This is a genomic window from Muriicola sp. E247 (genome assembly GCF_041358175.1).
Classification (GTDB): domain Bacteria; phylum Bacteroidota; class Bacteroidia; order Flavobacteriales; family Flavobacteriaceae; genus Muriicola.
The window spans coordinates 44,341-57,187 of record NZ_JBGKBE010000010.1 but is presented as its reverse complement, the minus strand read 5'-3'; the positions used below and the strand labels follow the sequence as shown (position 1 = coordinate 57,187).

14 protein-coding genes are annotated in these 12,847 nt (G+C 41.5%); 5 read left to right on the top strand and 9 right to left on the bottom strand.

All coding sequences use genetic code 11. The features are described from left to right. Genes ACA086_RS13095 through rsfS form a run of 3 tightly spaced genes read right to left on the bottom strand, consistent with a single transcriptional unit; the run spans window position 1 to window position 3,052 of the window. On the bottom strand, window positions 1–615 hold the full coding sequence (locus tag ACA086_RS13095) for an LUD domain-containing protein (protein ID WP_371003790.1): 615 nt from the start codon (window positions 613–615) through the stop codon (window positions 1–3). 52 nt (window positions 616–667) lie between these two features. Continuing rightward, on the bottom strand, window positions 668–2,671 hold the full coding sequence (gene ftsH / locus ACA086_RS13090) for an ATP-dependent zinc metalloprotease FtsH (RefSeq protein WP_371003789.1): 2,004 nt from the start codon (window positions 2,669–2,671) through the stop codon (window positions 668–670). A gap of 3 nt (window positions 2,672–2,674) precedes the next feature. Continuing rightward, window positions 2,675–3,052, bottom strand: coding sequence for a ribosome silencing factor (gene rsfS / locus ACA086_RS13085; protein ID WP_369747181.1), 378 nt, complete (start codon window positions 3,050–3,052; stop codon window positions 2,675–2,677). 97 nt (window positions 3,053–3,149) lie between these two features. On the opposite strand from rsfS, the gene ACA086_RS13080 reads away from it, so the two are divergent. Further along, window positions 3,150–3,875 carry a biotin--[acetyl-CoA-carboxylase] ligase gene (locus tag ACA086_RS13080; RefSeq protein WP_371003788.1) on the top strand — a complete coding sequence of 242 codons (726 nt, stop codon included), beginning with the start codon at window positions 3,150–3,152 and terminating at the stop codon, window positions 3,873–3,875. An 18-nt stretch (window positions 3,876–3,893) separates the two neighbouring features. On the opposite strand, the gene ACA086_RS13075 is transcribed toward ACA086_RS13080, so the two are convergent. Next, entirely contained in the window at window positions 3,894–4,286 is a 393-nt protein-coding gene (locus tag ACA086_RS13075) for an SRPBCC family protein (protein WP_371003786.1), read from the bottom strand. A 4-nt stretch (window positions 4,287–4,290) separates the two neighbouring features. Next, entirely contained in the window at window positions 4,291–4,932 is a 642-nt protein-coding gene (pyrE, locus tag ACA086_RS13070) for an orotate phosphoribosyltransferase (protein ID WP_371003785.1), read from the bottom strand. Between the two features lie 7 nt (window positions 4,933–4,939). On the opposite strand from pyrE, the gene ACA086_RS13065 reads away from it, so the two are divergent. Continuing rightward, window positions 4,940–5,539: an NUDIX hydrolase gene (locus tag ACA086_RS13065; RefSeq protein WP_371003784.1), complete on the top strand. Its 600-nt coding sequence runs from the start codon at window positions 4,940–4,942 to the stop codon at window positions 5,537–5,539. Here the strand turns inward: ACA086_RS13065 and ACA086_RS13060 are convergent. The 4 genes from ACA086_RS13060 to ACA086_RS13045 form a co-directional block, all read right to left on the bottom strand. Further along, a complete protein-coding gene (locus ACA086_RS13060; RefSeq protein ID WP_369747186.1) occupies window positions 5,536–5,940 on the bottom strand; it encodes a response regulator in 405 nt (134 codons plus the stop codon). The two genes, ACA086_RS13065 and ACA086_RS13060, sit on opposite strands and share 4 nt — an antisense overlap. Further along, on the bottom strand, window positions 5,927–8,581 hold the full coding sequence (locus tag ACA086_RS13055) for a PAS domain S-box protein (RefSeq protein ID WP_371003782.1): 2,655 nt from the start codon (window positions 8,579–8,581) through the stop codon (window positions 5,927–5,929). The genes ACA086_RS13060 and ACA086_RS13055 overlap by 14 nt, the downstream gene beginning before the upstream one ends. Before the next feature lie 181 nt (window positions 8,582–8,762). Beyond that, the gene (gene coaD / locus ACA086_RS13050) at window positions 8,763–9,218 is read right to left on the bottom strand and encodes a pantetheine-phosphate adenylyltransferase (RefSeq protein WP_371003781.1); all 456 of its coding nucleotides are present in this window, start codon (window positions 9,216–9,218) and stop codon (window positions 8,763–8,765) included. Window positions 9,219–9,248: 30 nt separating this feature from the next. Further along, window positions 9,249–10,229 (bottom strand): D-alanine--D-alanine ligase, encoded by a 981-nt coding sequence (locus ACA086_RS13045; protein ID WP_371003780.1) that lies wholly within the window; start codon window positions 10,227–10,229, stop codon window positions 9,249–9,251. Between the two features lie 110 nt (window positions 10,230–10,339). Here ACA086_RS13045 and ACA086_RS13040 point away from each other — a divergent pair, with 110 nt between their 5' ends. The 3 genes from ACA086_RS13040 to yaaA all read left to right on the top strand — a co-directional run bounded on the left by ACA086_RS13040 (window position 10,340) and on the right by yaaA (window position 12,813). Beyond that, entirely contained in the window at window positions 10,340–10,927 is a 588-nt protein-coding gene (locus tag ACA086_RS13040) for a PASTA domain-containing protein (protein WP_371003779.1), read from the top strand. A gap of 4 nt (window positions 10,928–10,931) precedes the next feature. Continuing rightward, window positions 10,932–11,957 (top strand): RluA family pseudouridine synthase, encoded by a 1,026-nt coding sequence (locus ACA086_RS13035; protein ID WP_371003778.1) that lies wholly within the window; start codon window positions 10,932–10,934, stop codon window positions 11,955–11,957. A 94-nt stretch (window positions 11,958–12,051) separates the two neighbouring features. Further along, window positions 12,052–12,813, top strand: coding sequence for a peroxide stress protein YaaA (yaaA, locus tag ACA086_RS13030; protein WP_371003777.1), 762 nt, complete (start codon window positions 12,052–12,054; stop codon window positions 12,811–12,813). Window positions 12,814–12,847 lie beyond the last annotated feature (34 nt).

Below are 12,847 nucleotides of genomic sequence, written 5' to 3'. Positions count from 1 at the left end.
CTATAAATCTTCCAGTAGTAAGAGGTATAGATGCTTGGAGCTGCTGCCGTATGTCAGGAAGTCATCGGCATTTTCATTTGTAGCCTGAAAGTGCTTTAAGGTGGTGATGTTAGCAGGAATACCCTGCTTGTATTTTTTCTTGATCGCCTTAAGGCCTTCTCCGATATTTTCTACGAGCTGACTGGTAGTTGCAAAGACAATAACGTTTTCCGGGAGTTCGTTGAGCTTCTTTTCCTTTAATTGATTTGAGCAAACGAGGATGGAGCCATTTTGGGCGATCAGATGTTCACAGGTGGTAAAAAAGATCTCGCTATTACTAGCCTTTTGTGTAAAAGATATGTCTTCTTTTGAGAATTTTTGTTCCAATCTCTCATCCATGATAAAGAAAGGCGAGTTCTTCCATTGATTTTCCTCAACGATATTCCGGAGTGCTTCAGACACTTCTTTAAAGGAATCACAGTAAAGGAATTTTCCCCCATTCTTTTTAAAATGGATGGTGAATTTTTCATCAATGGGAAGATTGAGGTCGGGCATATGTACCCCCCTGGTTTCCACGGTAGCCTTGGAAACCTTCTTCTTCTTACCTCCTCCAAATAAACTGGAAAATAGTCCCATTTCTTGATTTAATCAGCTGTAATGTACTAATTTCTAGAACGAACCGGGAACTTTATTTATTATCCTCGGTCAGTTCTTCAGGTTCTTCTGTTTCTTCTTCATTGACGGAGATTTCCTGGCCTTTTTTATCAAACTTCTTTTCAAAAGGTCTCTCACCAAAGATTTTTTCAAGGTCTTCTTTAAAAATAACCTCCTTTTCCAATAGTCGTTCCGCCAATTCGGTGAGTTTATCCTTGTTTTTTTTCAGAACATCAATTGCTCTGCTATACTGTTCCTCTATAAGTTTAGAGATTTCTTCATCTATCTTTTGAGCGGTCTCTTCGCTATAGGGTTTGGTAAAGCCATATTCATTCTGCCCTGAGGAATCGTAATAGGTTAGATTCCCAATCTGATCATTAAGACCGTAAATGGTCACCATGGCTCTGGCCTGTTTGGTCACTTTTTCAAGATCGCTCAAGGCTCCGGTAGAGATTTTATTAAAGATGACTTTTTCCGCTGCCCTGCCTCCTAAGGTGGCACACATTTCATCTTTCATTTGCTCGGGTCGCACAATTAGGCGTTCTTCAGGCAAATACCAGGCTGAACCCAGAGACTGGCCCCGGGGTACTATAGTTACCTTTACCAGGGGTGCCGCGTGTTCGAGCATCCAGCTCACGGTAGCGTGCCCTGCTTCATGATAGGCAATCGTACGTTTTTCTTCCTTGGTAATGATCTTATTCTTTTTCTCGAGTCCGCCTACGATTCGGTCAACCGCATCGAGGAAGTCTTGTTTTGTAACCGCCTTCTTTTCCTTTCTGGCTGCGATCAGTGCAGCTTCGTTACAAACATTTGCAATATCGGCACCGGAGAAACCTGGTGTTTGGCGTGCGAGAAAATCTAAATCAAGTGTTTCAGCAGTTTTAATAGGCCTTAAATGTACCTCGAAAATCTCTTTTCTTTCCCTGATATCCGGCAAGTCCACATAAATCTGACGGTCAAATCTACCCGCTCTCATTAGGGCTTTATCCAGGACATCAGCCCTGTTGGTGGCTGCGAGCACAATAACGTTGGTATTGGTTCCAAACCCATCCATTTCCGTTAATAGCTGGTTGAGGGTGTTTTCACGCTCGTCATTAGACCCAGTAAAATTATTCTTGCCTCTGGCGCGGCCAATGGCGTCAATCTCATCAATAAAAATGATCGCAGGAGCTTTGTCCTTGGCCTGTTTGAACAAGTCCCTTACCCTGGATGCTCCAACTCCGACAAACATCTCAACAAAATCAGAACCTGACAAGGAGAAAAACGGAACTTTCGCTTCACCGGCGACGGCCTTTGCCAGTAATGTTTTACCTGTTCCCGGAGGGCCCACCAGCAATGCACCTTTAGGGATTTTACCCCCCAGAGAGGTATATTTATCAGGATTCTTCAGGAACTCCACGATCTCTTCGATCTCTTCCTTGGCACCTTCCAGCCCGGCAACATCTTTAAATGAAGTTCTCGTATCTGTTTTCTCATCAAAGAGTTTAGCCTTTGATTTACCAATATTAAATATCTGTCCTCCGGCGCCTCCGGCTCCTCCGCCAGACATTCTCCTCATCAGGTAAATCCAGATTCCGATGATGAGTACAAAGGGAAGAATAGTAATCAGAAGGTCCATGAACAAATTCGATTCTTTGTCGAATTCCACAATGGTATTCAGTGAATTTTCCTTCTTTATTTCTGTAATCTCATTCTGAAAAATCTGTAGATCCCCATAATCAAGGACATACTGGGGAATTTCTGCCGTGGTCGGAAAGAAGGGTTTATTAGCTACCTCCTTATGCACGTCTTTCGCCAGGGCTTCCTCAGTAAGAAAGACCTTGGCCTGATTAGTATTTGTGATGATAAGGATTTTAGAAATGTCACCGGCTCTGAGATATTGTTGCAACTCAGAGGTAGTTGTTTTTCTGGTGGTCCCCAGACTTCCACTCCCAAAAAAATTGAATGCAATCAGGAGAACGGCGATAAGGCCATAAATCCACCAAGAGCTGAATTTTGGTCTTTTTTGCGGGGTATTATTATCTTTTTCTTTAGCCATTTTTTATTGATTAAAACTACTTTCTACCAGCGTCACTTTCGCATCGCCCCAAAGTCCTTCAATATCGTAGAATTCTCTCACCTGTTTTTGAAACACGTGAACCACGACGTTAACATAATCCAAAAGCACCCACTCGGCATTGTCAGAACCTTCAACATGCCAGGGTTTATCTTTTATGCCTTTGCTAACTGTTTTTTGGATTGAATTTACGATCGCATTGACATGCGTATTGGAGGTACCATTACATAAAACAAAGTAGTCGCAAACAGTATTTTCAATGTCCCTAAGGTCGAGTAAATTAATTTCTAGTCCTTTAACTTCTTCTATTCCTTGTAATATTAAAGAGATTAACTCATCTGCGCTAGGCTTTCCTTTCTGCATCCAAAATATTTAGTTTATACAAAGTTATTATTTTTTTATTTTCTTGCCCCTAGTTTTTAACATAACATTGTACAGTTCTCAGGGGTATTTATACACTATGCAAGTAATCAAAGTTAATGCCACGGATTCCACTAACCTCCATCTGAAGAGATTGATGGCTGATACTACCTTGATTGACTTTACGGTTTTGGTCGCTGATTCCCAGTTAAAAGGGGTAGGACAGGCAGGAACAAATTGGTCTTCTGAACCCGGTAAAAACCTGACAATTAGTGTTTTGAAATATTTTAAAGCGCTAAGAGCAGATCAGGGATTTTTAATTTCGATGGCCTTATCCCTTTCGTTGATTCAGCTATTCAAGGAACTGGAAATCCCGGAATTAGCTATCAAATGGCCTAACGACATAATGTCAGGTAATAAAAAGATTTGTGGCATCCTGATTGAGAATACCTTAAAGGGATTTATGTTAAAACAATCCGTTCTTGGAATCGGAATCAATGTAAATCAGGAAAAATTTTCAAACCTTCCCAATGCAGCTTCCTTAAAACAGATTACAGGAAAGTCGTATCCCCTTGATATATTACTCAATCGTCTGCTCGATCTCGTTCACGATTCAATGGAGGAAGTAGAACATGCTAAGAAGGACCTTTCGCCAGACTATAAAAGCTTATTGTATATGAGAGATCGGCAGTTAAATTATGAAATTCACGGGAAGCAGATAATAGGGGCTATCAGGGGGGTCACTTCGGAAGGAAGGCTGCTGGTGGAAGCCGAAGGAGGCCAGCTTTTATCCTGCGGCCTCAAAGAAATCAAGTATCCCTTGTAATTCCAGAATTAAAGTAGCTTACATTTTAGAAAGGTTGTCGGAGAGCGTGCCGATAAAATTCGTAATTGGATTTTTTATCATCATCGCCATCATTGCGTTGAATTCACCTTCAAAACTAAGTGTTACCTCGCTGCTGCTCGCGTCTATCTCATCTATTTGCGCACTAAGGGTAAAGGGTAGTTTTTCACTTGCAGCGCCGAGAACAACGCGCTCATGAGGAATTTGCTCCTTCCGTTTCAATACAATCTGAGGCATGCCGTTAAGGGCAAAAAGGAAGGTGTCCTCATCTAATATCTCGAATTTGTCAATGGATTCTGGCATCAATTTCTCAAAGTTTTTAAGGTCTGTAAGAAATGAGAATACCTCCTCTTTGTTTTTATTAACTGTCTTTTTAGGGCTTTCTATGTGCATAAGTTCAGGGTTTCCAGAGCGAAGGATTTTTTCTCCACTCCATTAGCGTATTAAGTTGTTCTTCTTTTATATAATGGCTGTCAGAGGCCAATTGAACAAGTGTTTCATAATTACTGAGGGTGTGGAGCTCAATACCTTTTTTCTTGAAATTTTCACTGGCGACATCAAATCCGTAGGTGAAAATCGCGATCATCCCTTTTACCTTGGCTCCGCTTTTGACCAGGGCATCAACTGCATTCAAACTGCTTTTGCCAGTACTGATAAGGTCTTCAATTACTACGACGGTCTGATCCTGTTCAAGCAGGCCTTCAATCTGATTTTGTCTTCCATGCGATTTTGCTTCCGGTCTTACATAGATAAAGGGAAGGCCAAGGTATTCTGCCACCAGGGCGCCAATTCCGATTGCCCCCGTAGCCACGCCGGCGATAATATCCGGTTTACCGTACAACTCCTCAACCTGCTTGGCAATCTCTTCTTTGATAAAGTTTCTGATTACTGGGAAGGACAACAAAATTCGGTTATCACAGTAGATGGGGGATTGCCATCCGGATGCCCATGTAAACGGATTTTCGGGTCTCAACTTAATTGCATTAATTTGCAGAAGAAGTTCAGCAGTTTTACTCGCAGTATGCTTATCCAAAATCATTTCGCAAATGTATAAAGTTTTTGTTAATGACGCTCCCCTGGTTTTAACAAACAAACTGTCGGAAACTGTTAACGGAGAATATTTTCCTCTTAATGGGACGGCGATCAAAACCGCGATCGATGCCCTGGCCAAAAAAAAACTGGAGGCGGCATATATTTATCATCCCAACCACGAAGAAATCCTCAAAAAATTCACCAAAAAGATTCCGCTTGCAGTGGCGGCAGGAGGGGTGGTCACCAACAAAAAAGGGCAAGTACTCTTTATCTACAGGAACGATAAATGGGATCTTCCTAAAGGCGGGATTGATAAAGGCGAGACTCTTGAGGAATGTGCGATACGGGAAGTGGAAGAGGAAACCGGGGTGAAAGGACTTAAAATAGAGAACTACCTTAAGACCACCTACCACGTTTTTAAAAAAGGCGGGGTGTACAAACTAAAGGAAGTTCACTGGTACGCAATGAAAACATCCTACAAAGGAAAACTTGTGGGGCAGAAGAGTGAGAAGATTGAAAAGGTGAAGTGGAAAGGCCCCAGAAAAATAAAAAAGGCACTTGAAAACTCCTATACGAATATCAAGAGTCTGTTCGAAGTGGATAAATTCCACTAAGCTGCCTTTGTAATTTCAAGAATATCATTCTTTCTAATAGGTTTGTTTTTGAATTCCAACAAATGGTGGGTAATTTCCTTAAATCGTTCCCACTGCTGTTTGTCATAAGGATCAATGGAAGAAGTAACGATGTTGATTCTTATCTTTTCCTCAACCTCGAGTTCAAGAAACTTTTCAAGAAATTGCCATCCATCCATAATGGGCATATTGATATCCAGGAAGATGACCTGTGGAATGGTTTCCTGATTTTTTACTCTCTTACTGATATCGTCTATTGCTTCTTTGCCATTGACATAGGTTTTGATTTCCTCCGCCAGATCGAGAAGACTCAGCATTTTCTTTATTCCAAATACGGTAATCGGATCATCATCAATGATGCAAACACTTTTAATTTTTGTCATTGAAGTAGATTTTAAATGTTGTGCCTTTCCCGACTTCACTATCAACAGTTACTTTTCCGTTCATTGCCTCTATCTGATTTTTGGTAATATATAGTCCGATCCCCCTGGCGTCAGGGTTCTCGTGAAATGTTTTGTACATCCCGAATAATTTGCTGCCGTGTTCTTCCAGATCAATACCAAGGCCATTGTCTTTAATGCTCAAGACGGTATAGTCTCCGTCTGATTCGGCCGTAACCCTGACCACGGGTTTTCGCATCGGATTCCTGTATTTTATTGCATTGGTGATAAAGTTCATCAGAATACTCTCTGCATAGGCTGGCACTGCTTTAACTTCAAGATCTTCCGCTACATCATTGATGATCACAGCATTGTGGTTTTTTAAGTAGGCCGTGAGGTTTTTCTCAACATTCTGGATTTTCTCGAAAAGACAAACCGGTTTTTTATCCAGGTTGATATTGGTACTTATCGCCACCACCTCATTGAGGTTTTCAAGGGTTTCCAGAAGATTGTCTGAAGCCTCCATCAGCATTTTTATAATTCTGTTTTTTTCTTCTGCATCCGTTTCACTCACCAGGAAGTCGAGAAGCATTGAGAAATTAGCTGTATGCGACCTGAGGTTATGGGAAACGATATGAGCAAAATTGACAAGCTTTTTGTTCTGTATGGAGGTCACATTAATCAGGTCGTGTAATTCGTCCTCCTTGCGCTTGAGGTCTGAAATGTCCAGACTGATACCGATCAGACCTTTCACTTTGTCATCACTGCCCACCAATGGGATTTTTGAACTTAAGAAGGATGTTGATGTACCATCTTTTTTAACACTTATGGTCTCCTTTCGTAACATCGGTTTACGGGAATTGATCACTTCCAGGTCTTCATCCCTTGAGATTTGAGCCGACTTTTTATCGTAGAAGTCGAAATCGTTTTTCCCGATAACATCCGATTCTGTCAGGCCTACATAGTCTAGTTCGGCTTTGTTTACCAGTATTTTCCTCGATTCGAGGTCTTTGATAAAGACATTAAGGGGTAAATTGTCAATAAGGGTTTTCAATAATTGTTTCTCTTCCCTGAGCTGCGCTTCTGTCAGTTTACTTTCCGAAATATCCTGGGCGGTAGACCAGAGTAATTTTCTTCCTTTTTTATTTCCTACAAGGGAGCCACTGACCAGTACGGGAAACTGTGTGCCATCCTTTTTAATATATTCCTGTTCTTCAGGACCGAAGGTGCTGGTTGTTTCAATTTCTTTTTTGATCCTGAGTAGCTGGGTTTTAGAAACGGTCAATAGGATGTCCTGTACCTTGAGTTTTCCAAGATGCTCTCTGGTATATCCGGTCGTTTCTTCAAAAGAGGAGTTGAAGTCCAGGATCTCGCCGGTTTCAAAATCACTCAGGATATAGCTGGTAGGAGACAATTCGTAAAGTGCACGGAATTTCTTTTCACTTTCCTTTAATTTACGTCTGGCTGCTACCATTTCTTTGATCATTCGTCCTTCAGCCAGAAGCGAAAAAATATTTCCTTGTTCGTCGTAAACGGGTTTTAAACTGAAATCTACGGGGATAGGATTCTTATCCTTGTCGAGCACTACGATCTCGCTTCTCATTACTTCTCCTTCCGAGGCAGCCCTGATGATTTCCTTAAGTCCGTCCTTCACATAATCCGGAGTTGGCCACCAGTAGGCATCCCAGAATTTTTTGTTGACAACTTCTTCTTCTTTCAGGCCTGAAAATCGCAATGCCGTTTCATTGACCTCAAGAAAAGTACCCTGAGTATCGAGGATTCCCGTAAACTGATAGGAGGAATTGAAAATACTTTTAAAGTGGCGCTCCTGCCGTTTGCTTTTTAATTCGGATTTGATCTTGGGCGTAATATCCCGGAATGTACCTACGAGCCCAAGTAGTTTACCTTTTTTAAAAATTGGCTTTCCTGTAGCTATAACTGTAATCTCATTTCCTTTGGCGGTAATAAGTTCACAGCTAACTTCGTAGGCTTCGCCTTTCTGAATAGCGTTATCAAAGGCCATTGCAATTGTATTTCTACCGTAGCCTTCCTTGTAGAAGTTTATTGCTGTATCTATATTGGGTTCATAAGTTGGGACAACTTCGTGAATTTTTTTTGTGATCTCACACCATTGAAGCCGATTGCGCTCCAGATCAAATTCCCAACTACCTACATCAGTAATTTCCGATTTTGCCGCCAGAAGGGTTTCCAGCTTTTCGGCCTGCAATTCTACATTGATTCGCTCGGTGACATCTTCTGCTTGCAGGATTACACCTACGATATTTTCCTTTTCGTCATACCAGGGTATATTTTGCCATTCAAACCACTGAAGGGCTCCATCTGCTCCAAGGTGCTGATGTACACTTTCTCCACTTGCAATCCCCTTAAGACAATCTTTAAGAGCTTTTCCCCAGTCCTTATCAACACTGCCAAAAAGTTCTGTCAGGTTACGTCCTATAACGTCCCTGTTATCAAAATCAAAATCATTGATCCACTTATCAGAAACATGGACGACCTCGTAATTTTTATTAATAAAAGCAGTTGCCGTTGGCAACTGTTTTACGAGGTAGTTTAAGGTTACTGTAGGCGTTCCACGCAACATATTGTTGTAATTTCCTACTAAAGTATTCTGATTATTCATCATTACTTAATGATTGTTGTGAACCTGCCTAAAGACGTTGTGTGCGTACAATATTCTATGGAATGTAGGCAAATACAACACAAAAGTAAGAAAAAACTTACAATACTAAATAATAAGTGAATGATCGCTGATGCTGAATCCTTGGGGTAAAGTCACTGTTTTTTCCTTATCTACTGGAAATAAATCAGTTAAACCTTACCGTGTCGGGAACAAGGGAGGTGTAGTCACCTCCGTTTCTAATGACATCGCGAACAATGGAAGAGCTGATGTAGGATTTCCCGGAAGAGGTAAGAAGGAAGACCGTTTCAATACCAGAAAGTTTTCTGTTGGTATGTGCAATGGCCTTCTCAAATTCAAAGTCGGCCGGATTTCTGAGACCGCGAAGAATAAAGTTTGCATTTACTTTTTTACAATAGTCGATAGTTAACCCCTCATAGGTATCAACCTTGATCTGCTCTTGGTTTTTAAATGCTTTTTCGATAAAAGATTTCCGTTGATCCTCATCAAACATATAGGCCTTCTCAGCATTGGTTCCTATAGCTATGATGATCTCATCAAAGAGATGAATGCCCCGTTCAATGATGTCGTAATGTCCTAAAGTGATGGGGTCAAAAGATCCCGGGAAAATAGCGCGTTTCATGTACCGACTTCTATGTAGGGTTAAAGGTACTTAATTTTCATGTAAAGCCTCCTCCACGGCACTTTCAAAGAGTTCAGATAGGGAAATACCTTCCGCCAGGGCCTGTTGTGGTAAAATGCTCTGCTCTGTGAGTCCGGGAGTTGTATTCATCTCCAGCATATGAGGAACTCCGTCTATCAATATAAATTCACTTCTGGTATATCCTTTCATCCCCAGGGTGTTATAGATCATTTTGGAAACCCTACTCACTTCTTTTTTATCTTTTTCAGAAATTCGCGCCGGAGTGATTTCCTGCGATTTTCCCTGGTATTTGGCCTCATAATCAAAAAAGTCATTTTCACTCACAATTTCGGTGATGGGCAGTACCTTTGTTTCACCTTTGTAAGTAATGACGCCTACAGAAACTTCTGTTCCTACCAGACAGGATTCTATGATTATCTCCGGATCTTCCCTGAAGGCGTGTTCAATCCCTTTGCTCAACTCTTCGGGTTTGTGGACTTTGGTGATCCCGAAACTACTTCCTGCCCTGTTCGCTTTTACAAAACAGGGAAGCCCTACTTTCTTTAAAATCTCCTCTTCGTTTATTTTATCACCCTCATTCAGGTAATAGGAAGTAGCCATATTAATACCATAAGCTTTTAAAACACTCAAAAGATCTCTTTTGTTAAATGTAAGTGCAGCCTGATAATATCCGCATGATGTCTGCGGCAGGCCGAGTAAGCTGAAATAGGCCTGCATTAAGCCGTCTTCCCCCGGCGAGCCGTGAATGGCGTTGAAAACGCAGTGGAAGGAGATCCTTTTTCCCTCTATCTCAACTGAGAAGTCGGCCCTATTTACCGGATATTCCTTATCCGAATCGTCCAGGCATACCCATTTATTCGTAGATATCACTACCCGGTACGGATTATATCGTTCCCTGCTGAGGTGTTTAAATACATTTTGCCCGCTTAGTTGAGAAATCTGGTGCTCACTGGAATAGCCGCCCATGATTATGGCAATATTCAATTTCATAAGTACTGAGGTGATTGCATTTGAATGATATAATGAGCCGTTATAACTCTTTCAAAGTAAAGAAAAAAGCATTCGGTTTCCTATCTTTGCCAGGCGTTAAGCTAAACTTTATGAGGAATTTTATTGATTTTCTTCGCAGCAAGACATTTCTGATTAACCTGGGCCTGGCCCTTCTGGCCGGATTTTTAATCTCCTGGCTGGCGCTCGAATGGTTAAAATCGTCAACTCAGCACGGGGAACTCGTAGAGGTTCCCAATGTTTCAAAAATGTCGGTGATGGAGATGCGGGAAGCCATTGAAGCATCCAATCTTAGATATGAGGTTCTGGATTCGGCTAACTATGATCCTGATTACCCTCGTTTTTCAGTTATTGAACAGAATCCGCCAGCAGGAAATATGGTTAAGGAGAACCGAAAAATTTACGTTACCATAAACCCTTCAGGCTACAAAAAAATCACCGTCCCTAATATTGTCCAGGTTACCCAGCGCAACGCAGCATCTATGCTCAGGGCAGTGGGTCTCGACATTGAACGTGTCACATATATTGATGAATTGGGAAAAGACATGGTCTACTACGCCAGGTATAAGGGTAAAAATATTCAGCCCGGCGACAAACTCCCCAAAACTTCAAAGATAGAGCTCATCTGCGGGAATGGGAAGATACCGAGTCAGGCCAGGATAAGATCTGAAGCCCAATAGATTTATGGAAAGCAAAGCCGCCCAGGACCCCGGAGAAGACGATCTCTTTGAACATTACCGTTTTACAGCCGGAAAAGGTCAGGAACCCCTAAGGGTTGATAAATTTCTGATGAACTTTATTGAAAATGCTACCAGAAATAAGATTCAGCAAGCTGCTAAAGGCGGAAATATATGGGTTAACAACCAGGTTGTAAAACAGAATTACAAGGTAAAGGCTGAAGATGAAGTACGGGTGCTCTTTGAACATCCCCCTTATGAATTCCTTCTTACACCTGAAAATATCCCCTTGGATATTGTATATGAGGACGACTCCCTTTTGGTGGTTAACAAAGCTGCAGGGATGGTTGTTCATCCGGGACATGGAAATTATTCAGGGACGCTTTTAAATGCACTGGCCTACCACATAGGTGATCTTCCGGAAAATTCAAGTGGACGTCCCGGACTTGTTCATCGTATAGACAAGGATACCTCAGGACTCCTGGTTATCGCAAAAACCAGTGAAGCCATGACCCATCTGGCAAGACAGTTTTTTGAGAAATCGAGTGAAAGACAATACGTTGCCCTTGTATGGGGGAGTATTGAAGAGGATGAAGGCACTATAGAAGGACATATCGCCAGGAATCCAAAAAACAGACTACAGATGCAGGTATTTCCGGAAGGTGAACAGGGGAAGGAAGCGATTACTCATTTTAAGGTAATGGAACGACTTGGCTATGTAACCCTGGTCTCCTGCGAGCTTGAAACCGGCCGAACCCACCAGATCAGGGTGCATATGAAATATATTGGTCATACCCTTTTTAACGATGAGCGATACGGGGGTGATAAGATTTTAAAAGGCACAACATTTACCAAGTACAAGCAATTTGTTGAAAATTGTTTCAAAATTCTACCCAGACAGGCCCTTCATGCCAAAACGCTCGGATTTATCCATCCAAAAACGGGAAAAAAAATGAAATTCGATACAGATATTCCGGAAGATATGGCTGGCTGTATTGATAAATGGAGACATTATTCCCAACATAGTCGATAGTATAAGTCCTTTCAATATCTCTATCAGAAACAATTAGACAGTGTATTGAAAAATTCTAATTTTCCTTTATATTTTCGTTTGAAATTGCAGCTTTATGAAAATTGTTATATCCCCGGCAAAGTCACTTGATTTTGAAACTAAAGTGCCTGTAGATCAGCACAGCATTCCATCCTTCCTGAAAGAGACAGAAAGGATTCAGAAAGTTATGGTTAAAAAGAAACCCAGGTCGCTGATGAAATTGATGGATATTTCAGCATCCCTGGCAGAACTCAACTGGGAACGCAACCAGAATTTTAGCCTGCCTTTTACGCCGGAAAATGCAAGACAAGCTATGTACGCCTTTGACGGTGATGTTTATACGGGCCTTGATTCTTATACAATTGCAGAGGATAAATTAGCCGATGTCCAGGAAAAATTGCGCATCCTTTCCGGCTTGTATGGAATTCTAAAACCACTAGACCTAATTCAGCCATACCGTTTGGAAATGGGAACATCCCTGAGAATTGGCAGGAAAAAGAATCTCTATGAATTCTGGAAACCTATCCTTACCAATGCCCTGAATGATGAGATGGAGGATGGCGAAATGCTGGTAAATCTGGCGAGCAATGAATATTTTACTGCCCTGGATTCCAAAAAGCTCAAGGCAAAGATCATTACTCCCGTTTTTAAGGACTGGAAAAATGACAAGCTTAAAGTGCTGAGCTTTTTTGCCAAAAAGGCCAGGGGTTCCATGGTTAGGTATCTGATAGTTTCGGGTGCTGAATCTATTGAAGACATAAGGGGATTTGCGGAAGACGGATACCAGTTTAGCAGGGAACATACCCTAAAAGAGGATCAACCGGTCTTTATTCGGTAATATTTCGCAGAAGTTTACGTTTAATTTCTTGTAA

Coding starts and splice junctions, on each gene's coding strand:
- rsfS (WP_369747181.1), bottom strand. CDS start 3,052: ATGCAGAAAGGAAAGCCTAGCGCAGATGAGTTAATCTCTTTAATATTA.
- coaD (WP_371003781.1), bottom strand. CDS start 9,218: ATGAAACGCGCTATTTTCCCGGGATCTTTTGACCCCATCACTTTAGGA.
- ACA086_RS13075 (WP_371003786.1), bottom strand. CDS start 4,286: ATGCACATAGAAAGCCCTAAAAAGACAGTTAATAAAAACAAAGAGGAG.
- ACA086_RS13065 (WP_371003784.1), top strand. CDS start 4,940: ATGTATAAAGTTTTTGTTAATGACGCTCCCCTGGTTTTAACAAACAAA.
- pyrE (WP_371003785.1), bottom strand. CDS start 4,932: ATGATTTTGGATAAGCATACTGCGAGTAAAACTGCTGAACTTCTTCTG.
- ACA086_RS13045 (WP_371003780.1), bottom strand. CDS start 10,229: ATGAAATTGAATATTGCCATAATCATGGGCGGCTATTCCAGTGAGCAC.
- ACA086_RS13080 (WP_371003788.1), top strand. CDS start 3,150: ATGCAAGTAATCAAAGTTAATGCCACGGATTCCACTAACCTCCATCTG.
- yaaA (WP_371003777.1), top strand. CDS start 12,052: ATGAAAATTGTTATATCCCCGGCAAAGTCACTTGATTTTGAAACTAAA.
- ACA086_RS13095 (WP_371003790.1), bottom strand. CDS start 615: ATGGGACTATTTTCCAGTTTATTTGGAGGAGGTAAGAAGAAGAAGGTT.
- ACA086_RS13055 (WP_371003782.1), bottom strand. CDS start 8,581: ATGATGAATAATCAGAATACTTTAGTAGGAAATTACAACAATATGTTG.
- ftsH (WP_371003789.1), bottom strand. CDS start 2,671: ATGGCTAAAGAAAAAGATAATAATACCCCGCAAAAAAGACCAAAATTC.
- ACA086_RS13040 (WP_371003779.1), top strand. CDS start 10,340: ATGAGGAATTTTATTGATTTTCTTCGCAGCAAGACATTTCTGATTAAC.
- ACA086_RS13035 (WP_371003778.1), top strand. CDS start 10,932: ATGGAAAGCAAAGCCGCCCAGGACCCCGGAGAAGACGATCTCTTTGAA.
- ACA086_RS13060 (WP_369747186.1), bottom strand. CDS start 5,940: ATGACAAAAATTAAAAGTGTTTGCATCATTGATGATGATCCGATTACC.